The 21,501-nt window shown below is 69.6% G+C and carries 22 protein-coding genes; 8 read left to right on the top strand and 14 right to left on the bottom strand.

Features of this window, described 5'->3' with window-relative positions:
• Both TFC3_RS06810 and TFC3_RS06805 read right to left on the bottom strand, forming a co-directional pair.
• A partial coding sequence (locus tag TFC3_RS06810) for a DUF5130 family protein (RefSeq protein ID WP_067506116.1) occupies positions 1-419 on the bottom strand: 419 nt, incomplete at its 3' end.
• A 94-nt stretch (positions 420-513) separates the two neighbouring features.
• A complete protein-coding gene (locus TFC3_RS06805; protein WP_236718016.1) occupies positions 514-798 on the bottom strand; it encodes a hypothetical protein in 285 nt (94 codons plus the stop codon).
• 223 nt (positions 799-1,021) lie between these two features.
• Here TFC3_RS06805 and TFC3_RS06800 point away from each other — a divergent pair, with 223 nt between their 5' ends.
• Both TFC3_RS06800 and TFC3_RS06795 read left to right on the top strand, forming a co-directional pair.
• Positions 1,022-1,507 (top strand): hypothetical protein, encoded by a 486-nt coding sequence (locus tag TFC3_RS06800; RefSeq protein ID WP_067497058.1) that lies wholly within the window; start codon positions 1,022-1,024, stop codon positions 1,505-1,507.
• Positions 1,508-1,669: 162 nt separating this feature from the next.
• Entirely contained in the window at positions 1,670-2,320 is a 651-nt protein-coding gene (locus tag TFC3_RS06795) for a class F sortase (protein ID WP_236718015.1), read from the top strand.
• A 21-nt stretch (positions 2,321-2,341) separates the two neighbouring features.
• On the opposite strand, the gene TFC3_RS06790 is transcribed toward TFC3_RS06795, so the two are convergent.
• Positions 2,342-2,893 carry an HNH endonuclease gene (locus tag TFC3_RS06790; protein WP_067497054.1) on the bottom strand — a complete coding sequence of 184 codons (552 nt, stop codon included), beginning with the start codon at positions 2,891-2,893 and terminating at the stop codon, positions 2,342-2,344.
• A 213-nt stretch (positions 2,894-3,106) separates the two neighbouring features.
• On the opposite strand from TFC3_RS06790, the gene TFC3_RS06785 reads away from it, so the two are divergent.
• From TFC3_RS06785 to TFC3_RS06770, 4 genes are all read left to right on the top strand, one after another.
• Positions 3,107-4,183 carry a mechanosensitive ion channel family protein gene (locus tag TFC3_RS06785; protein ID WP_082771893.1) on the top strand — a complete coding sequence of 359 codons (1,077 nt, stop codon included), beginning with the start codon at positions 3,107-3,109 and terminating at the stop codon, positions 4,181-4,183.
• A 197-nt stretch (positions 4,184-4,380) separates the two neighbouring features.
• Positions 4,381-5,805, top strand: a complete 1,425-nt coding sequence (locus TFC3_RS06780) for an MFS transporter (protein WP_067497052.1) — start codon at positions 4,381-4,383, stop codon at positions 5,803-5,805.
• The gene (locus TFC3_RS06775) at positions 5,802-6,209 is read left to right on the top strand and encodes a globin (RefSeq protein WP_067497051.1); all 408 of its coding nucleotides are present in this window, start codon (positions 5,802-5,804) and stop codon (positions 6,207-6,209) included. Before TFC3_RS06780 ends, TFC3_RS06775 begins: the two co-directional genes overlap by 4 nt.
• Before the next feature lie 38 nt (positions 6,210-6,247).
• Entirely contained in the window at positions 6,248-7,522 is a 1,275-nt protein-coding gene (locus tag TFC3_RS06770; RefSeq protein ID WP_067497050.1) for a delta-60 repeat domain-containing protein, read from the top strand.
• Between the two features lie 58 nt (positions 7,523-7,580).
• Here TFC3_RS06770 and TFC3_RS06765 read toward each other — a convergent pair whose 3' ends face one another.
• The 5 genes from TFC3_RS06765 to TFC3_RS36810 all read right to left on the bottom strand — a co-directional run bounded on the left by TFC3_RS06765 (position 7,581) and on the right by TFC3_RS36810 (position 11,701).
• On the bottom strand, positions 7,581-8,165 hold the full coding sequence (locus TFC3_RS06765; protein ID WP_067497048.1) for a YbjN domain-containing protein: 585 nt from the start codon (positions 8,163-8,165) through the stop codon (positions 7,581-7,583).
• 128 nt (positions 8,166-8,293) lie between these two features.
• Entirely contained in the window at positions 8,294-8,953 is a 660-nt protein-coding gene (locus TFC3_RS06760; RefSeq protein WP_067497046.1) for a hypothetical protein, read from the bottom strand.
• Between the two features lie 4 nt (positions 8,954-8,957).
• Positions 8,958-9,365, bottom strand: a complete 408-nt coding sequence (locus TFC3_RS06755) for a thioesterase family protein (RefSeq protein ID WP_067497044.1) — start codon at positions 9,363-9,365, stop codon at positions 8,958-8,960.
• Positions 9,358-11,034 (bottom strand): energy-dependent translational throttle protein EttA, encoded by a 1,677-nt coding sequence (gene ettA, locus TFC3_RS06750; RefSeq protein WP_067497041.1) that lies wholly within the window; start codon positions 11,032-11,034, stop codon positions 9,358-9,360. Before ettA ends, TFC3_RS06755 begins: the two co-directional genes overlap by 8 nt.
• Positions 11,035-11,155: 121 nt before the next feature.
• On the bottom strand, positions 11,156-11,701 hold the full coding sequence (locus TFC3_RS36810) for a hypothetical protein (protein ID WP_153040122.1): 546 nt from the start codon (positions 11,699-11,701) through the stop codon (positions 11,156-11,158).
• 127 nt (positions 11,702-11,828) lie between these two features.
• On the opposite strand from TFC3_RS36810, the gene TFC3_RS06740 reads away from it, so the two are divergent.
• Entirely contained in the window at positions 11,829-13,289 is a 1,461-nt protein-coding gene (locus tag TFC3_RS06740; protein WP_067497035.1) for a trehalose-6-phosphate synthase, read from the top strand.
• Here the strand turns inward: TFC3_RS06740 and TFC3_RS06735 are convergent.
• The 4 genes from TFC3_RS06735 to cobC are packed head-to-tail and all read right to left on the bottom strand — an operon-like array spanning position 13,278 to position 16,985.
• On the bottom strand, positions 13,278-13,652 hold the full coding sequence (locus TFC3_RS06735) for a VOC family protein (RefSeq protein ID WP_067497034.1): 375 nt from the start codon (positions 13,650-13,652) through the stop codon (positions 13,278-13,280). The genes TFC3_RS06740 and TFC3_RS06735 overlap by 12 nt on opposite strands.
• Positions 13,653-13,681: 29 nt before the next feature.
• On the bottom strand, positions 13,682-14,875 hold the full coding sequence (cobA, locus tag TFC3_RS06730) for a uroporphyrinogen-III C-methyltransferase (protein WP_067497032.1): 1,194 nt from the start codon (positions 14,873-14,875) through the stop codon (positions 13,682-13,684).
• A complete protein-coding gene (gene cobT, locus TFC3_RS06725) occupies positions 14,872-15,924 on the bottom strand; it encodes a nicotinate-nucleotide--dimethylbenzimidazole phosphoribosyltransferase (RefSeq protein WP_067497030.1) in 1,053 nt (350 codons plus the stop codon). The genes cobA and cobT overlap by 4 nt, the downstream gene beginning before the upstream one ends.
• On the bottom strand, positions 15,921-16,985 hold the full coding sequence (gene cobC, locus TFC3_RS06720; protein WP_067497027.1) for an Rv2231c family pyridoxal phosphate-dependent protein CobC: 1,065 nt from the start codon (positions 16,983-16,985) through the stop codon (positions 15,921-15,923). Before cobC ends, cobT begins: the two co-directional genes overlap by 4 nt.
• Before the next feature lie 83 nt (positions 16,986-17,068).
• Between cobC and TFC3_RS06715 the strand changes: the two genes are divergently transcribed.
• Positions 17,069-19,219, top strand: a complete 2,151-nt coding sequence (locus TFC3_RS06715) for a transglycosylase domain-containing protein (protein WP_067497025.1) — start codon at positions 17,069-17,071, stop codon at positions 19,217-19,219.
• A gap of 109 nt (positions 19,220-19,328) precedes the next feature.
• On the opposite strand, the gene TFC3_RS06710 is transcribed toward TFC3_RS06715, so the two are convergent.
• Both TFC3_RS06710 and TFC3_RS06705 read right to left on the bottom strand, forming a co-directional pair.
• Positions 19,329-19,931 carry a TIGR03086 family metal-binding protein gene (locus tag TFC3_RS06710; RefSeq protein ID WP_067497023.1) on the bottom strand — a complete coding sequence of 201 codons (603 nt, stop codon included), beginning with the start codon at positions 19,929-19,931 and terminating at the stop codon, positions 19,329-19,331.
• A gap of 89 nt (positions 19,932-20,020) precedes the next feature.
• Positions 20,021-21,484: a cobyrinate a,c-diamide synthase gene (locus TFC3_RS06705; protein ID WP_067497021.1), complete on the bottom strand. Its 1,464-nt coding sequence runs from the start codon at positions 21,482-21,484 to the stop codon at positions 20,021-20,023.
• Between the last annotated feature and the right edge of the window lie 17 nt (positions 21,485-21,501).

The raw sequence follows: 21,501 nt of genomic DNA, 5'->3' as shown, positions 1-21,501 counted from the left end.
CCTTCCACCCCCCCGCCGACAGTACCACAACTGGTTCCCCCCCCCCCGGCGTGCGAAGCGAGCTGGTCCACCCCCGCCAGCACTCCCCCGGCCAGGTCCCCACCCGCAAAGGCAGCAGCCATCGACAGGGCAGCCAGCTTGGCGTCGCGGTCCGAGACGCGCATCCGGGCTTCGGCGCCCGTGATGATCTCAAGAACCCGCTGGTTGGGCGAGGCTGCGATCAGAACGCTCTTGGCGGCGAACTCGAGCTGGCGGTGCAGCGCTTCGGCGGCGTCGCGGGTGGGCTCCTCGAGGTCACCCAGGTAGACGCTGAAGACCAGACCGGTTTGCTGGTTGGCGATGCGCAGGGCGTGGTCGAGGCGCAGGAGTTGCTTGGTGGTGAACGGGCCGTCGAGGGCGTCGAGGCTCTCCTGCGGCATGTTCAGCTCGGGCGCCGCGGTCAGGGTGGGGCCGCCCGGGTGGGCCAGGGCGGTCATCGGCTGCTCGCGGTGCTCGGAGTTGAGAGCTTGGGCTTCACCAACGGTCACTTGCGCCTCCCACCGGAGCGGGCCGCACCTGCTGGCCCGAAGAGTCTACGAGCACGCCGGAGGTCAGCTCGGGCTTGTTGGCCGCGCTGACGCTGCTGACCTGCTTGGGCGAGGCCAGGAACCAGATCGGCTTGAAGTCGTAGGGCCGGCCGGGCCGGTAGCGACGGTCGGGCAAGGTGCGCTTGCCGCCGGCGAGCGCTAACGCGGCGATCACCGCGATGATCGCGAACGGGATCACCGCGTAGATCAGAATCGTTTCGAAGATCGACAACCTCAACGCCCCCAGGCGTCACAAGGAACCGGGCCAAGTCACTGGATTTCCCAGTGATCCGAACGTCAATCACGGTAGCGGAGTGAGAGGCGCCACGGACGCTCGGGTGTCAAGACCCACATATGACGCCCTTCGTGTACCGCGAAACCGGCCCGGAGGTGCGAAAATCACCCTCACGCGCCGTCCGCGTCGATTAGGCCCCGGACGGCAGGAGGGGGAGGTCATGCGCGTCTCTGTCCCAGCCGCCGCGGCGGCGGTGGTTCTGGCATTTGCCGCCGTCCCGCTGGTCGGATCGCCCGCCCTGGCGGCTGACGTCTTCGTCGAGGCCAATCCCGATACGGTACGAGCAGGCGACGACGTTGCCCTGCGCGCCAGTTGCGATGACAACTTGAAGCCGGCCACAGTGACGAGCAGTCCGCTGGGGTCGTTGACCGTGTCACCCCGGTACGGCTTCCTCACCACGACCAAGCGCGTCCCGGCAACCACCAAACCGGGCGACTACCCGGTCAACCTGCGCTGCGAAGGCGGCGAGACGGCGAAAAGCACTCTGCACGTGGTGGCCAAGGTCGAACCGGTCCGCGGCCCGGCGACCGGCGGCGGCGGAACAGCCCCGGGGGCCTCGGCCTCGCTTCTGATCGGCGGCGGGGCTGCCACCCTGGGAGCGGGGCTCGTCCTGGCCGTGGTGTCCATGCGCCGCCGCCGGATTTGATGTCGCGCCGTGCGCCCCCAGCCCATGACGCCGGGCCCCCGGATGCCGAAGTCGGTGCTCCGCAAACGCCCCGCCGGAATACTCCCCAATCGCCCGGCACTACCACCACGGCCACAGCGGATGCTCCCACCGGGAGTGCCGGCAACGCAGAGAACGCCTGGGGTGCCGGCAACGCAGAGAACGCAAGGCAGGCGACGATCCCAGCCATCCCTGGGCCTGGTAGCGATCATCCTGGTCTTCACCGGCCTGTTCGCCATGGGCGCCGGCATGGGCGCCGCAACCGGCTTCGACGTGCGTGACCTGTTCAAAGGCCCCGACAAGCCACCCCCACGTGCCTTTCCCGTCCTCGAACCGAGCCGCCCGATGCGACTGACCATCCCGGCGATCAAGGTCGAGGCGCCGCTGCTCAACGTCGGGCTGGCCGAGGATGGGACGGTGGCCGTACCGCCGCTGGAAAGGCACAACGAGGCCGGCTGGTTCGATCAGGGACCTACGCCCGGGCAGTTCGGGCCTGCCTTGATCGTTGGGCATGCTGACACCCGTACCGGCGCATCGGTCTTTCATCATCTGGGCCGGCTCAAGCCTGGCCAGAAGATCGAGGTCCTGCGCGAGGACCATGAGACGGCGATCTTTCAGGTCAACTCCGTCGAGCATCACGGCAAGAACAAACTGCCGATCCAGCGGGTGTACGGCGACTACAGCCGTCCTTCGCTGCGCCTCGTGACCTGCGGTGGCACCTGGCTCGGCGGCGAGCGCGGCTACTCCGACAACATCATCGTGTTCGCGTCCCTGATCGACAGCAAGGACGGCTGAGGAGACAAAAAATCCGAGGCGCTAAGCAGCGGCCTCGGCGGTGAAGGTGGTCGGGGCGGGCAGGTCCAGCCAGTCCGCCCAGCGGGGGTCCGGGGTCCGGTGCCCCAGGACCCGCCAGGCGACTCCCCGGGGCGCGGCTGGAGCGGTGTGCAACCGCCACCCGAGTTCCGCCGGTGTCTTGTCACCCTTGCTGTGGTTGCACTTGGCGCAGGCCGCCACCACGTTCTCCCAGGCGTGCAGCCCGCCTCGGCTGCGGGGGAACACGTGGTCGATGGTCTCGGCCGAACCCCTGCAATAGGCGCACCTGCCGCCGTCGCGTGCGAAGATCGCGCGCCGGGACAGGCCCACATGCGTGCGGTACGGCACCTTCACATAGCGGGTGAGGCGGACCACCGACGGAACCGGCAGGTTCTGGTGGACGCTGTGCAGGATGCCGTCACCATCGGAGACGCATTCGGCCTTGGCAGTCAGCACGAGGATGGTTGCTCGACGCACCGATACGACGCACAGCGGCTCGTAGGTGGCGTTCAGAACCAACGCGGAGGAGCCCACTGTGGGTCGTATGTCAGGCATCGCGATCACCCTTCGGTGTGAGTGCTAGCAACCGCTCCCGATGTGCGTGAGGTCTCAAGCGAGCACCGGATCGGCCGATGCTCGTGGGCCAATAGTCCCTGATGAATGACGAATTTGCGAGCACAATCTGTGGCCGGGCGGTAAACGTCCGAGGTCTGTGCCACAGATGTCCGGTTCCCGGGCGGCGCCGAACGGCCGGTACGGTGGTGTCCCGTGATTCTGCTGGCCGCTACTCCCGACCCGTCGACCTCGCCCGTTCCGATCGTCGACACGACGCCGCTGTCCGAGCGCTGTGCCACCGATGAGTTCTGCACCTGGATCTTCCAGAACACGAACAATCAGTGGCTCGCCAACGGTGGCTATCTGTTCATCGTCAAACCGCTGCGGATCCTGGCGATCATCCTCGTGGCGGCACTGATTCGCTGGGCGCTGACCCGCGGGGTGTCCCGGCTGACCAGCACGACGTCGCGCGCCGCGATGCCCGCCCTGCTCAAGCCGCTGCGGGAACGCGCGGACCGCGAGGCCGACTCCACCGAGGCCCAGTTCATCCCGGAACGCCGCCGCCAGCGCGCCGAGGCGATCGGGTCGGTGCTGCGCAGCTTCATCACCGCCGTGGTGTTCACCATGGCGGCGCTGCTGGTGATGGGTGAGCTGGGCTTCAACCTGGCACCGCTGCTGGCCAGCGCCGGGATCGTCGGCGTGGCGCTCGGCTTCGGGGCGCAAAGCCTGGTCAAGGACCTCATCGCCGGGCTTTTCATGCTGTTGGAGGACCAGTACGGCGTCGGCGACTCGGTGGACCTGGGTGACGCGGTCGGCGTGGTGGAGACCGTGGGCCTGCGGGTCACCACGGTGCGCGACATGCGAGGCGTGCTCTGGTACATCCGCAACGGCGAGATCGTCAGGGTCGGCAACAAGAGCCAGGGCTGGGCGATGGTCGTCATCGACATCCCGATCGGGTTCGTCAACTCCGAGGAGGCCGGCGCGGTGCTGCGCTCGGCGGCGCTGGCCTTGGCCGAGGAGCCCGAGCACGCCACCGAGTTCCTGGAGCCGCCGGATGTCGTCGGCGTCGAGCAGTTGACCGTCGACGGCGCGGTCATCCGGACCATCGCCAAGACCACAGCCGACGGCCAGCCGGTCATCCAGCGCGAGCTGCGCCGGCGGCTCACCGAGGCGCTCGAAACGTCCGGAATTTCGGAACGGATTGCAGTATCCCGCATGCTTCCGCGCTCGGCGGTGCCGTCGGCGTACTCCTCGGCGGACGCCCCGGGCGCCCCGGGGGGAGCGTCCTGACCTGCGGCAACACCGCTACGGAGGATGTCTGAGGTCGACCGATTGGACGGCAATCCTCCCGTACGCCCTAGCCAGGACTCCGACGATCGGGCAGAATCGTGCAAGAAGCATCTGCACTTGCAGCGTCACGTACGCGAGAGGCGGACGAGGCCTCCCGGCAGCGGTGAGGCAGTCGTCGCGATCGATGGAGGACCTGGGTGTCCGAGGACCGGCCCGCCGCGCAGCCCGGCCCCAGTGGCAGCGCGGCGGAGCGGGCCGACCGGGTCGGTTACCGCGACGTGCTGGCCGTGCGCGAGTTCCGCGCGCTGTACGTCTCGCTCATCATCAACTGGCTCGGTGACTACCTGGCCCGCGCGGCGATCATCGTTCTGGTCTACGAGCAGAGCCGGTCGGTCATGTTGTCGGCGGCGTCCTTTGCGATCAGTTACCTGCCGTGGATCGTCGGCGGGCCGGTGCTGGCGGCGTTGGCCGAGCGGTATCCGTACCGGCGCGTCCTGATCCTTTCCGATCTGACCCGGGCCGTGCCGATCGCCTTGATCGCGCTGCCCGGAATGCCCGTGCCGGCGATGCTGGTCCTGCTGTTCGTGACCGCGCTCGGCGCGCCGCCCACGCAGTCGGCCCGCTCCGCGCTGATCCCGCTGATCCTCGACCGCCGCCTGGTCGTCACCGGCCTCGCCCTCAACTCCTCGACCTCGCAGGCCGCGCAGGTCTTCGGCTATCTGGCCGGCGGTCTGCTCGCGGCCGGCTTCAACGCCCGGCTCGGGCTGGCCCTGGACGCCGTCTCGTTCCTTGCCTCGGCCGCGATGATCGCCGCCTGGGTGAAGCCGCGTCCCGCCGCCAACGCCCCGGCGCAGCGCCGGCACCTCATGCACGAGACCGCCGAGGGATACCGGCTGGTCTTCGGCACCCCGCAGCTCCGCTCGATCGCGGTGATGGTGTTCGCGCTGACCACGTTCACGATCCTGCCGGAGGGCCTGGCCGCGGGCTGGGCGGCGGTGTTCGAGGACAACCCGGGCTCCCGCGGCTTCGACCAGGGGTTGATCATGGCCGCCGGGCCGGTCGGCTACGTGGTGGGCGGGCTCGCGGTGGGCCGGATCGCGTCGCAGTCCCGCAAGCATCAGCTGGTCCGTCCATTCGCCGCTGTTGCCCCCCTCGCGCTGGCGCTGACCATGTTCGCCCCCAACGCGATCATGGTCGCGGTGCTGGTCTCGGTGTCCGGGGTGGCCCAGGGGGTGCTCGTGCCGACGTTGAACGGCATTTTCGTGCTCGCGCTGCCGCATGGTTACCGGGCGCGGGCGTTCGGCGTCATGCAGAGCGGGCTGCAGCTCACCCAGGGCTTCGCAGTGATGTCGACAGGTGTGCTGGCGCAGCGCTCGTCCGTACCGATGGTCGTGGGGTTGTGGAGCGTCGCCGGCCTGGTGCTGATGGTGGCGCTGGCGACTCGCTGGCCGCGGCCGGACGGGGCGATACGGGCCGGGCGGCACCGGCCGGAGAATGTCACCCCGGCGCTGGAGCCACCGGCGCAGCGCGCCCCCACCGGCGACCGGTCCGGAACGGCGAGCAGTGAGCGCACTCACCTCCCCCCGGGACGACGCACCACGGCTGGCAGACTGGACAGGTGAGCGAGGTCAGCTTCTTCGAAGCGGTCGGTGGCGAGCCGACGTTCCGCCGGCTTGTCGGCAAGTTCTACGAAGGTGTCGCCAAGGACCCGCTGCTGCGCCCGATGTATCCCGAGGAGGATCTCGAGCCGGCCGCCGATCGCTTGACGTTGTTCTTGATGCAGTACTGGGGCGGGCCCACCACGTACTCGACCAGCCGGGGTCACCCGCGGCTGCGGATGCGGCACGCCCCCTTCCGGGTGGGTCCGGAGGAACGCGACGCCTGGCTGCTGCACATGCGCGAAGCGGTCGATGATCTCGGCCTGCCCGAGGAGCTGCGCACCCAGCTGTGGGAATACCTCGAGCGCGCCGCCTACTTCATGGTCAACACCATGGATGCGCATCCCGGGGGACCGGCCCTTCGTTGATCGGGTGACGTTTCCCGATCCCAGGAGCTGCCAACCCCATGCGACGCCGTCTGCTCGCCGCCGCCGCGCTGTTCAGCGCTGCCCTGATCACCACTCCCCTGCTCGGGTCGCCGCCGGCCGTTGCCGATCCGGCTCAACCCGCGGTGGTCTCGGCAAATCCGGTCGACTTCACGCCGCACGTGCTGGACGGCACGGTCTGGGCCCTGACCGTCGTCGGTGACACGGTGGTGGTCGGCGGCTCGTTCACCAAGGTGCAGGACAGCGCCCGCAAGGTCACTTACAGCAGGACAAACATTTTCGCGTACGGCCTCAAAGACGGTGCCGTGCGCCCCTGGGCCCCGGCTGTCGACTCCCCCGTGTACGCCCTGGCCCCCGGTGCCACGAACACGGTCTACGTGGGCGGCGCGTTCCGCACGGTCAACAAGGTCGAGCAGCGCGGCTTGGCGCGGATCTCGCTCACCAGCGGTGCCCGGATCTCGGGGTTCAGCGCGAAAATCAACTGGGGTGATGTCCGCGCGATGGTCATCCGCGGCAGCCGGCTCTACGTGGGTGGCACGTTCTCCTCGATCAACAACGTGGGCCGGGTCGGCCTGGCCCGGCTCAACATCTCCACGGGCGCGGTCGACACCGGCTTCAACCCCAAGCTGTCCGCGCCGGGGCTGAGCCGGCCCCGGGTCGAGCACTTCGACGTGACGCCGGACGGCACCCGCCTGGTCGCGGTGGGCGCGATCCTCAAGGTCGGCTCGGTCAGCCGCACCCAGATCGCCATGTTCGACACCTCGGGCGCGGCTGCGACGGTGCTGAGCTGGTACACCGATGCGTACAAGGCCGAATGCCTGAAGGGCTTCGACACGTACCTGCGGCAGGTGAAGTTCTCGCCGGACGGCAAGTACTTCGTGGTGGCGGCGACCGGGCGGGCCTCCTCGCCGGTCAAGCTGTGCGACTCGGCGGCCCGCTTCGAAACCACCGGCGGCGGCAAGCACAACCCGACCTGGGTGCAGCGCACCGGCGGTGACTCGCTCTACGCGATCGCGGTGACCGGCACCGCGGTGTACGTCGGCGGTCACCAGCGCTACCTGGACAACCCGTACGGCAGCGACGCCGACGGGCCCGGTGCCGGCGCGGTGACCCGGGTCGGCATCGGCGCGGTCAGCCCGACCACCGGCAAGGCGCTGGCCTGGAACCCGACCCGCAAGCGCGGCGTGGGCGTGCGGGCGTTCCTGGTCGTGCCGGGTGGCCTGATCGTCGGCTCGGACACCGATCAGCTCGGCAAGGAGTTCCACGGCCGGATCGGCATGTTCCCGTTGCCCTGATCCGAGTGAGGGCAGGAAAAAGCCGGGCTCCCGCATCGGGAGCCCGGCTTTTGGCATTTCAGAGCAGCGCGCCCTCGTCATGCAGCCAATCCACGAACGAGGTCGCGACCGCGGCACCGCAGTCCAGCATCTCGACCAGCAGCGCGTCGTGCGCGCCGGACGCGAGCGGCACCTGCAGCTCGGCGTAGATCGGCAACTGACCCCGCTCGGTCGGGTCGCCGATGTAGGCCTTGCAGAACCGGCGCGTGTGATTCCACTCGTTGACCACCCGGTAGGCGCGATCGGCCCAGTCCGGCGGGACGGTGGCGTGCGGGCGGGCCCGCATCACCAGGATCTCGTCGTCCGGGCCCTCGAGCGTGAACAGCACCGCGTGCCGCTCCCACATCGCCAGCAGGCTTCCGCCTCCGTCGGCGAGGAACCGGATGTCGAGCAGATCAAGGGCCTTGCCGATCCGGCCCAGGTCGACCGGCGCCACCTGGCCCGGTTCCTCGATCGCGGACAGGTCGGCGGGCGACATCGAAGCGCGCTCGGGCTCACGCTGCGCCGGTACGCCGACACGGACGCCGCTCTGCAGGGCGATCTCGCCACCGTTATCGGGCTCGTTGTCTCCGGACGATCCGGGACGCCATGACCACCACGGCATCGTTGTGCACCTCACTCCCCAGCAGGTCAGCCGCCGGACGTAGCGGTGGACCCGTGGCGACGGTACCCGTACAGCTCGCGGAGGTCATCCCCTCAAAGGGAGGGCGCGACCGGACGAACGATGCAGCATCACCCTTTCGGATGACCCCCCAAGGGCATAACGGTCAGTTCTTGGACCGGCTGTAGCCAGGCAACTCCATATGGTGCAGAAATTCCCACCCAGCGTCCCGCCACGCACACGCGTGGGCTAGGAACGTCGGCCCCCGCCGGTCCGAGGAAGCCCATTCGCGAGATGGCCTGAACGAGTCGCTGCGGCACCGGCACCGGTTCGCCCTCGCTGGGCGTGACCACCAGCGCGACATGATCGAGCAGTGCATCCCGCACCGCCCGCTGCCCCACCGTACGACCGGCCAGCCCACCCTCACTGACCTCACGCAACGTGCCAGCGGCAGCCTCGGCCAGCCGGTCCAGCTCGGCCGCCGTCACCGACTCCACCACGTGCGCCCCGGCCGGCGGCAGCGGCCAGCGCCAAGCGGCATCGCGGCGCTTGGGCAGCTCGGTGCCCCCCGCGGCCAGGATGGACAGCAGCTCGCGGGCGGCCACAGTGGCGTCGCCGGGACCGGGACCGGTCACATCGCGGGTGACCAGCACGCCCCACGGCAGCCGGGCCCACAGCGCGGTGCGGCCCTTGCCGGAACGAAGCCGCACCGCCAGCGCCGGGTCGAGCCGGACCAGGCGGGCCAGGAAGGCGCCGGCGTCCGGGACCCCGGAGATGCCGTGGTCGGTCATCGGCTCAGGCTTCCCGGTAGGGCGTGAGGAAGTTGCGCTCGGCGTCGGTCAGCCGGCGCGGGAAACCCTCTGCCAGCTTGTACGGCACACACACCGACTTCGCCCGGCTGGCCAGCACGCCGTCGTCGAACAGCTCGTACGAGACGGTGAACGAGGCGGCGCGCAACTGGGAGATCCACAACTCGATGCGCACGTTCTCGCCGTAGTCCACCGGGCGCAGGTAGTCGACCTCATGCCGGGAGATGACGATGCCCTCTTCGAACGTGGTCAACCCGGCGGCGCGGGCGGCGGTGAAGAACAGCGCAACGCGCGCCTCCTCGTACAGGGTGAGGAAGCGCGCGTTGTTGACGTGGCCGTACGCGTCCATGTCGGACCAGCGCACTGCCACATCGTAGGTGAACCTGTCAGTCACGGGTCAGCTTGCGGTAGGTGACCCGGTGCGGGCGGGCGGCCTCGGCGCCGAGCCGGTCGATCTTGTTCTTCTCGTACGCGTCGAAGTTGCCCTCGAACCAGAACCACTTGTCCGGGTCCTCCTCGGTGCCTTCCCACGCGAGCATGTGGGTGGCCACCCGGTCGAGGAACATCCGGTCGTGGGAGATCACCACGGCGCAGCCGGGGAACTCGAGCAGCGCGTTCTCCAGGCTGCCCAGCGTCTCCACGTCGAGGTCGTTTGTCGGCTCGTCCAGCAGGATCACGTTGCCGCCGATCTTCAGCGTCAGCGCGAGGTTGAGCCGGTTGCGCTCACCACCGGAGAGCACCTTGGTGGGCTTCTGCTGGTCCGGGCCCTTGAAGCCGAACGCGGCGACGTAGGCCCGCGACGGCATCTCGACCTTGCCGACCATGAGGTGATCAAGACCGTCGGAGACGACCTCCCACACGGTCTTGTCGCCGTCGAGGCCGGCGCGGTTCTGGTCGACGTACGACAGTTGCACGGTCTCGCCGACGCGGACCTTGCCCTCGTCCGGCTGCTCGAGCCCGACGATGGTCTTGAACAGCGTGGTCTTGCCGACGCCGTTCGGGCCGATGATGCCCACGATGCCGTTGCGCGGCAGCGAGAACGACAGGTGGTCGATCAGCGTGCGCCCGTCGAAGCCCTTGGTCAGCTCGTTGGCCTCGATGACGGTGTTGCCCAGGCGCGGGCCCGGCGGGATCTGGATCTCCTCGAAGTCCAGCTTGCGGGTCTTCTCGGCCTCGGTGGCCATCTCCTCGTAGCGGTCGAGGCGGGCCTTGCTCTTGGTCTGGCGGGCCTTGGCGTTGGAGCGGACCCACTCCAGCTCCTCCGACAGCCGCCGCTTGAGCTTGGCGTCCTTGCGGCCCTCGACGGCAAGGCGCTGGGCCTTCTTGTCGAGGTAGGTCGAGTAGTTGCCCTCGTAGGGGTAGGTGCGGCCGCGGTCCAGCTCGAGGATCCAGGTCGCGACGTTGTCCAGGAAGTACCGGTCGTGCGTGATGGCGATGACGGTGCCGGCGTACTTGGCGAGGTGCTGCTCCAGCCAGTGCACACTCTCGGCGTCCAGGTGGTTGGTGGGCTCGTCGAGCAGCAGCAGGTCGGGCGCCTCGAGCAGCAGCTTGCACAGCGCGACGCGGCGGCGCTCACCACCGGAGAGCTGGGTGACGTCGGCGTCCGGGGGCGGGCAGCGCAGCGCGTCCATGGCCAGCTCGAGCTGGGAGTCGAGGTCCCAGGCGTCGGCGTTGTCGAGCTCCTCCTGGAGCTTGCCCATCTCCTCCATCAGCTCGTCGGTGTAGTCCGTGGCCATCTGCTCGGCGATCGCGTTGAAGCGCTCCAGCTTGGCTTTGGTCGCGGCGACGGCTTCCTCGATGTTGCCGAGCACGGTCTTCGAGTCGTTGAGCGGGGGCTCCTGGGCGAGCATGCCGACGGTGTAGCCGGGCATGAGCCGGGCTTCGCCGTTGCTCACCTGCTCGACGCCCGCCATGATCTTCAGCAGGGTGGACTTACCCGCGCCGTTGGGGCCGACCACGCCGATCTTGACCCCGGGCAGGAAGCTCAGCGTCACGTTGTCGAGCACGACCTTGTCGCCGTGCGCCTTGCGCGCCTTCTCCAAGGTGTAGATGTACTGGGCCACAGCGCGGCCTACCTCCGTGATCGTGGTTTCCGGTGCCGGAACGGAGGCCCAATCTTTCCAGGTCGCTCCCCGGCCTCTTACATCAACCCCGGTCGGCGCACAAGGATTCCCCGTACCCCGGCTACTGGACCCGCACGGGGTGGTCCTCGACCTTGCCGTTCTTCTTGACGATGTGCAGCTCAGTGGTGCTGACCGTGAAGGTCGCCCCGTCGTTGGCGGTGGCGATGTAGCTGTCGCCGGACTTCTCGACGTCGCTGAGGAACAACGCGGTCTCGCCCTCGACCCACTGGCCGTCCACGCCGCCGCGGTTGGCCTGGTAATAGAGCTTGGCCGCGGGGTCCTGGCAGATCCAGACGACCAGCCCGGTGTCCTCGGTGCGCACCTGCAGGACCTCGCTGAGCTGCCCGGTGATGCCCAGCCTGCGGGCCGTCGCCAGCATTTGATCGGGGCAGGACGGGCCGGCCGGCGCGGGCTGGTCGCTGACTGGGTTGGTATCTGGCGTCTGGGGGGACTGAGGGGCTGTCGCCTGGGAATCCCGATCCCGGCGATGCTCTGTTCCCAGCGCGAAGCCCCCCGATATGCCGATGATGGCCAGGAAGACGGTGGCGATGACCACAGGAAAGAACAGCGGCCGTCGCGGCGGGGAAAGATCAGCGGACAGACTCACCGGTCAAGGATGGCATTCGCATGCCACCGCCCCGCCCCCGGCGGGACGGTCCCTCAGCAAGACCCGGCTGGCTACGCACAGTAGGCTCGTCAGCGGGGAACCAGAACGACCCGGAGGTGCACTCAGCGTGGCCGAACGAAGTTCCTTCGTCGTAGTTGCCAACCGCCTGCCCGTGGACGAGGTCATCGTCGACGGCGAACGGCAGTGGCGCCCGAGTCCCGGCGGTCTCGTCACCGCCCTGCACCCGGTGCTGACCCAGCACCGGGGCACCTGGATCGGCTGGGCCGGGGGCGATGGCGAGGCGCCGGAGCCGTTCGAGCTCGAAGGCATCAACATCCACCCGGTGCCACTGAGCGCCGAGGAACTCGAGCGTTACTACGAGGGCCAGTCGAACGCGACCATCTGGCCGCTGTATCACGACGCCGTCGAGACCCCGGTCTACAAGCGGCGCTGGCGCGAGGCCTACCGGCTGGTCAACCAGCGGTTCGCGCAAGCTGCGGCCGAGGTCGCCGCCGAGGGCGCCACCGTGTGGGTGCAGGACTATCAGCTGCAACTGGTGCCCGCGATGCTCCGCGAGATGCGCCCCGACCTGCGCATCGGCTTCTTCCTGCACATCCCGTTCCCGCCCATCGAGCTGTTCATGCAGATGCCGTTCCGCGCCGAGATCCTGCGCGGTCTGCTCGGCGCCGACCTGGTCGGGTTCCAGCAGCGGCTGGCCGCCCAGAACTTCGTGCGGCTCGCCCGGCACCTGCTCGGGCTGCGTTACGAAGGCCAGTCGATCCAGGTGGACGGGCGCAAGGTCAAGGCCGGCGCGTTCCCGATCAGCATCGACACCAAGGACATGGAGCGGATGGCCGCCGACCCCCGGGTGCAGGCCCGGGCCAAGGAGATCCGTGCCGAGCTCGGTGACCCCGAGACCATCGTGCTGGGCGTGGACCGGCTCGACTACACCAAGGGTATCGAGCTGCGCCTCAAGGCGTTCCGCGAACTGCTGGCCGACGGCAAGCTCAAGGTGCCGGACGCGGTGATGGTGCAGGTGGCCACGCCGAGCCGGGAGCGCGTCGAGCACTACCAGACGCTGCGGGTCAAGGTGGAGCGCGAGGTCGGCCGGATCAACGGTGAGTTCGGCAAGGTCGGCATGCCGGCGGTGCACTACCTGCACCAGTCCATGAGCAAGCAGGAGCTGGCCGCGCTGTATGTGGCCGCCGATGTGATGATGGTGACGCCGCTGCGCGACGGCATGAACCTGGTCGCCAAGGAATACGTCGCCTGCCGCGGTGACCGGGGTGGCGCGCTGGTGCTCAGCGAGTTCGCCGGGGCCGCGACGGAGATGCGTCAGGCCTTCCTGTGCAACCCGCACGACCCCGATGGCGTCAAGGACGCGCTGCTGCGGGCCGTGGCCGCCGAGCCGGCCGAACTCAAGCGCCGGACGCGGGTCATGCAGCGGCACCTGCGCACCCATGACGTGGCCGAGTGGGCGCGCACCTTCCTCGCCGAGCTGGGCGTCGACGCGTCGGACGACGCGTCGGACAACCCGGCCGGGGACAGCTCAGAGGAAAGCCCGGCCGGGGACAGCTCAGAGGAATAGGCAGAAGGGATGGCCGGCCGGGTCGAGATAGATCCGGACGTCCTCGTGCGGCTGGAAGCCGGCCTTGGTGGCCCCGGCCTTCTCGGCATGCAGGCCCGCCTCTTCGAGGTCGGTCACCTGGATGTCAAGGTGGATGCTCATCTGCGGGTCGTCGGGGCCGGTCGGCCACACCGGGCGTACATAGTGCGCCTCGGTCTGGAACGACAGGCCCGGACCACCGGCCGGGTCGCCGAGCTTGACCCAGTCCGGCTCGTCCTGCACCGCGTTCCAGCCCAGCAACCGCTGGTAGAAAGCCGCGAGTTGCTGGGCGTCCGGGGAGTCGAGCACCACCCCGGCGACGATCATCTGCGGTCGCTCACTCATGTGAGTGAGCTACCCATTCCTCACCGTGACTATCCCAGGACGCCGACGACCTCGCCGATCACGACTACCGCTGGCGGCCGCAGCCCTGCGGCAGCCGTGGCGGCAGCCACCTCGCCCAGCGTGCTCTGCAGCACCCGTTGCGAAGAGGTCGAGCCCTCCTGCACCACGGCGGCCGGCGTGTCAGCCCCGCGCCCCTCGGCGATCAGCCGCTCGGCGATCTTGGGCAAGTTCTTGAGCCCCATCATGATCACCAGCGTGCCGCGCAGCCGGGCCAGCGCGGCCCAGTCGACAAGTGACTGGGTGCTCTCCGGCGGTACGTGCCCGGAGACGACCGTGAACTCGTGGGCCACCCCGCGATGGGTGACCGGGATGCCGGCCAGCTCGGGTGCGGCGATGGAGCTGGTCACGCCCGGCACGACAGTGACCGGCACCCCCGCCTGCGCGCAGGCCAGCACCTCCTCGCCTCCGCGGCCGAAAACGAACGAGTCACCGCCCTTGAGCCGCACCACGAACTTGCCGGCCTTGGCCCGCTCGACCAGCGTCTGGTTGATCCACTCCTGCGCGGCGGACGGGCCGTAGGGGATTTTCGCCGCGTCGACCAGCTCGACGTCGGGGCGCAGCTCGTCGAGCAGCATGCCGGGCACCAGCCGGTCGGCGACCACGACATCCGCGCGGGACAGCAGCCGGCGCCCCTTCACCGTGATCAGCTCCGGGTCGCCGGGGCCGCTGCCGACCAGCACGACCTGACCGGGTTCCTCCCCCACCTGGGGCTCCGGGAGGTTCTGCAGGGCGGCGGCGATCAGGTCCCGCACGGCCATGGCCCGGCTGCGTTCCCCGCGGTCGGTCACAGCCACGGTTACCTCGCCCTGGCGCGCCACGGCGGGGGTCCAGGCCGTTGCGGCGTCGCGGTCGTCCGCTCGTACGCAAAAAACGCCGTGCTCTTCGGCAGCGGCACTGACCTGCTCGGCGGCGCCCGGGTCGTCCACGGCCACCTGCACGAGCCAGGCCCCGCTCACGTCGGCGGGCTCGAACCGCCGCTCCTGCCAGGTCAACCGGCCCGCGTCGACATAGGCGCGCAGGGCCGGGGTGAGCACCGGCGACACGATCTCGATGCGGGCCCCGGCCGCCAGCAACGCCGGCATCCGCCGGGTCGCCACCGCACCGCCGCCGACCACCAGCACCCGGCGGCCGTCCAGCTTGAGCGCCAAGGGGTAGAGGTTCACTTCTCCGACACTCCTGCGCTGTCGAACGTCGCCACCTCGTGCAGTACCCGCACCGAGCCGGCCACCAGCGGCGCGGCCAGCGCGGCCCCGGTGCCCTCGCCCAGGCGCAGGCCCAGGTCGAGCAGCGGGGACAGACGCAGGTGGGTGAGCGCGACATCGGCGCCCGGCTCGACGGAGCGGTGCCCAGCAACCATGGCGGCCACGGCGTCCGGGGCGAACGCGGCGGCGACCACGGCAGCCGAAGCCGCGATGACCCCGTCGATGATCACGGGGATTCGCCGGGCGGCCGCGCCCAGAATGAAGCCGGCCAGCGCGGCGTGCTCCAGACCGCCGACCGCTGCGAGCGTCGTGAGCGGGCGCGCGGGGTCCGGCTGATGCAGCGCGATCGCCCGGGCCACCACATCGACCTTCTTGGCGTACGTCGCGTCGTCCACGCCCGTGCCCCGGCCGGTGACCTGCGCCGCCGCCGCACCGGTGAACGCGGCGATCAGGGCCGCCGCGGGCGTCGTGTTGGCGATGCCCATGTCCCCGGTGAGCAGGCACTTCGCCCCGCCCTCGATGAGCGCCTCGGCGACCGAGATGCCGGTCTCCAGCGCGGCGCGCGCCTCGTCCTCGGTCATGGCCCCGGTGACGGCCAGGTCCCGGGTGCCCCGGCGCACGTTGGCGTCGAGCAGGTTGTCGCCGCCGTGCAGCTCGATGCCCACGCCGACGTCGATCACCAGGATCGAGGCGTTGATCTGGCGGGCGAACGCGTTGATCGTGGCGCCCCCGGCCACGAAGTTGGCCACCATCTGCGCGGTGACCTCCTGCGGCCAGGGCGTTACCCCCTGCGCGTGCACGCCGTGGTCACCGGCGAACACGGCGATCGCGGCGGGCTCGGGCATCGGTGGCGGGCAGGCAGCGGCCAGCCCGGCCAGGCGTACGGATAGCTCCTCGAGAACACCCAGCGAGCCGGCCGGCTTCGTCAGGCGCGCCTGCAGCTCGCGGGCGGCGGCCATGGCCGGCTCATCGGCGGGTGCGATGGCGGCGAGGGTCGTCTCCAGGGTCACTGTCGCTCCTTCAGCACATCAATCAGCGTCGCAACGAACGCATCCGTGGTGGCAGTGTCGCGCACGGCCACCCGCAGCCAGTCGGCGCCCAGGCCGGGGAAGGTGTCGCCGCGCCGTACCGCGTACCCTCGTTTGCGCAGCTCAAGACGCACCTCGGCGGCACCGGCCAGGCGCAGCGCGACAAACGCCGACGCCGGGACGCCCGCCACCGTGATGTCCGGCACTGCTGTGAGAGCGGCCACCAGGTGGTCCCGCTCGGCCGCCATGGCCTCGGCGATCTCGCGCTCGGCAGCGACGGCCTCGGGGCTGGCACAGGCCTCGGCGGCGGCGAGCGCGGGCGTGGAGACGGCCCAGAGCGGCAACGCGGCGGCTAGTTGAGTGATCAGCTCCGGCGCGGCCAGCGCGTAGCCGATCCGCAGACCGGCCAGCGCCCAGGTCTTGGTGAGGCTGCGCAGCACGATCAGACCGGGAAGGTCGGTGCGGCTGGCGAGCGACTCGGGTTCGTGCCCGCCGTTCCACGTGGTGTCGGCGAACGCCTCGTCGATGACCAGGACGCGGCCGGGGCGGGCCAGCTTGGCGAGGTACGCGGCCGGGTGCAGCACCGACGTCGGGTTGGTCGGGTTGCCGACGAACACCAGGTCGGCGTCCTCACTCACCAGCGTGGGGTCCAGCCGGAAGCCGTCCTCCTCGCGCAGCAGGACGCGCTCGACCTCATGACCGGCGTTGCGCAGGGCCGCCTCGGGCTCGGTGAACTGCGGGTGCACCACCACGGCACGCCGGGCCCGGATGGTTTGGGCGATCAGGACGAACGCCTGCGCGGCCCCGGCGGTGAGCAGCACCTCGTTCTCGGCGCGGCCGTGCTTGGCGGCCGTCGCGCGGGTGGCCCGGCGGGCGTCCGGGTACGCCGCGAGCCGGGTCAGCGATGCCGCGATCGGTTCGGCCAGCCACCCGGGCATGCTCTGGTGCCGGACGTTGACGGCCAGGTCGACCAGCCCCGGCTCGACCTCCGCGTCACCGTGGTGATGAAGGTCCAGCTGACCCTCCCCGTGCTCTTTCTCCACCCCGCCAGCATGCCGGATGTGATTAGCGAGTTCACTTCGGCCGTTCCGTCGGGAGTTCGGCCGTTTTGTCATACCTTCAGAAGGTGAAGCAGACGAGAGTCGCCAGGGCCGGTCGGATCTCCCCGCTCATCCGGGCGGGCCTCATCGCCGGGGTCGTGGTCGCCGGACTCGTCTTCCCGCTGGTCGCGCTGGCCGGCGTCGGCGCCAAGGAAGGTGCGGACGCGCTGAAGGACATGCCCGAGCAGCTGACCGTGGTCCCCTCGGCGCAGACCACCTACGTGTACGCCAACGACGGCAAGACGCTGCTCACCATGTTCTACGAGGAGCACCGCAAGCCAACCAAGATCACGGACATGTCGCCGTACATCACCCAGGCGATCGTGGCGTCGGAGGACACCCGGTTCTACGAGCACCACGGCGTGGACCCCAAGGGTGTGGCCCGGGCCTTCGTGGCCAACCAGCAGGCCGGTGGCGTCTCGCAGGGTGCTTCCACGCTGACCATGCAGTACGTCCGGATGGCGCTGCGCGACGGGGCGGCCACGCCGAAGGAGGCGCTGGAGGCCACCGAGCAGACCACGGCTCGGAAACTGCGCGAAATGCGGCTCGCGATCGAGCTTGAGAAGCGCGTGTCGAAGCAGGAGATTCTGCAGCGCTATCTCAACTCGGCTTACTTCGGGCACCGGGCGTACGGCATCTTCGCCGCCTCCGAGGTTTTCTTCTCCAAGACCCCGAAGCAATTGACGCTCAACGAGGCTGCCCTGCTCGCCGGCCTGGTCAAAGCACCGTCGGCCTACGACCCGGCGACCAATGACCAGCGTGCGGCCACCGAGCGGCGCAACTACGTGATCGACCAGATGCTCAAAATGGGTTCGGTCACCGCCGCGCAGGCCAAGTCGGCGCAGAAGTCGAAGATCAAGCTCAACCTGACCACGCCGCCCAACGACTGCGTCTCGGTGCCCAAGAAGCACAACGACTGGGGCTTCTTCTGCGACTACCTGCGCAATTGGTGGATGGAACAACCGGCGTTCGGTGCCAACTCGCAGGAACGGCTCGAGAATCTGCGCCGCGGCGGCTACAAAATCGTCACCACCATCGACCCCGACATCCAGGCGTCGGCCATGAAGCACGTTCTGGACAAGGAAAAGAAGAAGAGTGTGTACGCCCACGGCGAAGTGATCATCGAACCGGGAACTGGGCGCATCAAGGCCATGGCGGTCAACCGCAAGTACTCGCTCGACCAGAGGAAAAACGGTAAGCACAGCGATCGGCGGCTGCGTGGCGAGGTCCGCGGCAACTACCCCAACACCGTGAACCCGCTGCTCGGCGGCGGTGACATGGCCGGGTATCAGGCCGGATCGACGTTCAAGGTCTTCACGATGCTGGCCGCACTCGACGAGGGCATGCCGCTGAACACCTCGTTCTATTCACCGAATCGCTTCGTCACGAAATACATCACCGCGCCGGGTCCGGCCACCTGCGGGGTGCACTGGTGCCCGAAGAATTCCAGCGAGTCGATGACCGGCAAGCAGACCATGTGGAGCGGCTTCGGCAAGTCGGTGAACACCTACTTCGTACAACTCGAGCAGAAGGTGGGCGCCGACAAAGCGGTGAAGATGGCCGAGCGGCTCGGGCTGAAATGGCGTACCGAAATCGACCAGATGCTGGCCGGCCCGGACCACGCCGGCGGCTGGGGGGCGTTCACCCTGGGCGTCAGCGACGCCACCCCGATCGAGATGGCCAACGTCTTCGCCACCCTGGCCGCCGAAGGCACCTACTGCGAACCCATCCCGGTTCGCATGATCAACACCCGGGACGGCGCGTCGCTGGAGTACCAGGGCAAGAAGGTCGCCGGCCCCCGCTGCCACCAGGCCATCCGCAAGGAGGTGGCCCAGGCCGCCACGGACGCGGCCCGGTGCGTGACCGGCTACGGCGCGGCCAAGGGCGACTGCGGCGGCTGGGAGACCTCGCCGATGGTGCACGCCATCCTGAACCGGCCGGTCGCGGGCAAGAGCGGGACGACCGACAGCAACCGCAGCGCCTGGTTCTGTGGCTTCACCCCGCAACTCGCGGCGGCCGCCTTCGTGGCTGATCCGGACAACCCGGAGAACACCGTGGGAACCAGCCGCGGCACCATCTCCAAGTTCACGGTGGCCGAGACGTTGAAGGACGCCTTGAAGGGCCAGCCCAAGGAGAAGTTCGACCCGCCTCCCGCGGAGATGGTCCGGGGCGACTGATCGGATCCGGCTCTGGTGGCGCGGGCGCTTCGGCGCCCGCGCCACCTTTGTCTTCCGGTCCCCGTCAAGGTCTGAGCCTGCACAGGCGGCGCCGACGAGTTGACGCCGCCTAAAGAGCCGCCGTGGCAGGGCGCCAACGCGGATCGCGTCCGGCCAGCGCGACGGCCTGATCGAGCAGCGAGGCCTCATCGTCGGTCGGGACCGGCAGGGCGAACAGTCCCGGCACCCCGGCCGGGGACTGGCCGAGGAACTCGATCAGATGCTCGAGAATGCGAGGGTCGGCCGCATACTCCTGGCCGGTTGCTCGCGCGAGATCCCAGCCGTGCATCGTGAGCTCGTTGACGGCGAAGGTGCCGTGCATCGCCGCGGGCAGGGTCACGCCGCCCACCTGGGCCGTGCCCTCCCAGGCCGCTGGCACCTTCCAGGCGCGTGACAGGGTGTCGAGGACCTCGGGCAGCCGGATGCGCCAGCGCTGGTTCAGGTGGTCCCGGGAAGGGGCGGGCGGGGGTGCGCCGGTGGCGACGGGGTCGGTCTTCTTCTGCGCGCCCTGGGTGAAGGCGTGGGACAGGCCCATCAAGTGATCGAGCAAGGCGCCGACGGACCAGTCCGGACACGGGGTGGGCGAGGTGAGGTGGGCGTCGGTGATGCCCAGCAGCAGGTTACGGATCTGGCGGACCGGCGGGTCAAAATCCAGCGGCACTTGATCGGCCACGGCTGTGCTCCCTTCTCGCGGAACACCCTTACCGTACGGCTGGGGTACGACATTCGCCGGGCGCGGCTGCCCAGCTCCCGACGTACCTGCTAGTGATTCTGGAAATCGGCGGCCGTGAGTGAGAGGGTGGCCTCCTCCGAATCGGCCTCGGCGGGCTTGACCGGGAGCGGAGCCGCCGGCGAAATGATCGCCGGGCTCTGCGGCAGCGACGCGGCGACCAGGCGGCGGGCGATCTCCGGGGCACCCGCCCAGTGCAGCCCCAGCTGCGAGGCATGCACCTGGCGCCAGACGAAGCCTTCAGGAGTGCCGCCCGACCAGGTCCAGGCCGGCACGTGACCCGCGCGCGGCGAAACGATCGCGCGGTGTTGCTTGTAGCCGGTGATCCGCGCGCCCGCCGGAGCGAGGTAGGACGTCGCCGGCGCGGTTGCCTCGCGATAACCGGCTACCGTCTGTGAGCCTGTGGTCGCCGACGCGTCGATTACCTCGCACATCGGACGGCCATCGAAGTCGTGCGTGAGCCAGGGCAGGCCAACGCCTTCCGCAACGATCGGGCCACCGTCGCGCGCGAGCTGGGCCACGGCCGCGCACAGGCGCCGGTTGGCCGACAGTTCCTCCGCGTAGCCCTCGGGGAGCCCGGCGCCAATCATGAGCGCCCGCGTGCCGGCCGGGAGAATCTCGTCACGCAACGGATCGACCACGACGACGTCGGCGCCGGCTGCGGTGAGGAGTTCGGCGGTTTCCACGTACGTGTAAGGCGCCCCCGGACCACCCGCGAGCGCCACTACCGGACGCTGCTCCGGCACCTCCGCGCCCTCCATGGTCTCCGACGGCGACCACGCCGGGCCGGGCAGATCAGGTGCCGTGTCCGCCAGCGCCATGATCCGATCAAGATCAAGAGCTTGACCCACAGCTTCACCCAGACGGCGTACGGCCCGAGCTGCCTCAACCGAGCGATGCGCGACCGGCACCGGACCCTGCGACCGGGCGGGAAGAACAGCCGGAAGGTCCCCCCGGTGCAGCGCGCCGAGCACGGGCATGCCGATGTCGTCCAGCGCGGTCCGCAGCATCTCCTCGTGCCGCGGCGAGGCGACCCGGTTCAGCACGACGCCACCCAGGTGCACCATCTCGTCGAACATCCGGAACCCGTGCACCAGCGCTGCCAGGGAGTGGCCCATCGCGGCGACATCCACGACGAGCAGGACGGGGGCTCGCAGCGCGGCGGCTACTGCGGCCGTACCGTCAATCTCCGGTTGGCCCGTCAGGCTGTCGAACAGGCCCATTGCGCCCTCGATGACGGAGAAACGGGCCCCCGACGCCCCATGCGCGAACAGCGGAGCAATGCGCTGCGACCCCACCAGGCGCGGGTCCAGGTTGCGGCCCGCCCGGCCGGCGGCCAGACCCAGATAGGCGGCGTCAGTGTGGTCCGGCCCCACCTTGAAACCCGCAGCCGGTACGCCCCGGGCGGCGCACGCAGCCAGCAGCCCCACCGCGATGGCGGTCTTGCCGTGCCCGGAGGAGGGCGCGCTCACCACCAGGCGTGGTTGGCTGGTCATGACTGGCTCCCTCGCGG

Origin of the sequence: Actinoplanes sp. TFC3, from assembly GCF_001553785.1 — a bacterium.
Classification (GTDB): domain Bacteria; phylum Actinomycetota; class Actinomycetes; order Mycobacteriales; family Micromonosporaceae; genus Actinoplanes.
The sequence above is the reverse complement of the archived record's forward strand: the minus strand, read 5'-3'. Positions and strand labels throughout refer to the sequence as shown.

Excerpts from the sequence above, each read along its gene's own strand:
- TFC3_RS06800 (WP_067497058.1), top strand. The coding sequence starts at position 1,022 with ATGCGCGTCTCTGTCCCAGCCGCCGCGGCGGCGGTGGTTCTGGCATTT.
- TFC3_RS06790 (WP_067497054.1), bottom strand. The coding sequence starts at position 2,893 with ATGCCTGACATACGACCCACAGTGGGCTCCTCCGCGTTGGTTCTGAAC.
- TFC3_RS06770 (WP_067497050.1), top strand. The coding sequence starts at position 6,248 with ATGCGACGCCGTCTGCTCGCCGCCGCCGCGCTGTTCAGCGCTGCCCTG.
- TFC3_RS06765 (WP_067497048.1), bottom strand. The coding sequence starts at position 8,165 with ATGCCGTGGTGGTCATGGCGTCCCGGATCGTCCGGAGACAACGAGCCC.
- TFC3_RS06760 (WP_067497046.1), bottom strand. The coding sequence starts at position 8,953 with ATGACCGACCACGGCATCTCCGGGGTCCCGGACGCCGGCGCCTTCCTG.
- TFC3_RS06735 (WP_067497034.1), bottom strand. The coding sequence starts at position 13,652 with ATGAGTGAGCGACCGCAGATGATCGTCGCCGGGGTGGTGCTCGACTCC.
- TFC3_RS06705 (WP_067497021.1), bottom strand. The coding sequence starts at position 21,484 with ATGACCAGCCAACCACGCCTGGTGGTGAGCGCGCCCTCCTCCGGGCAC.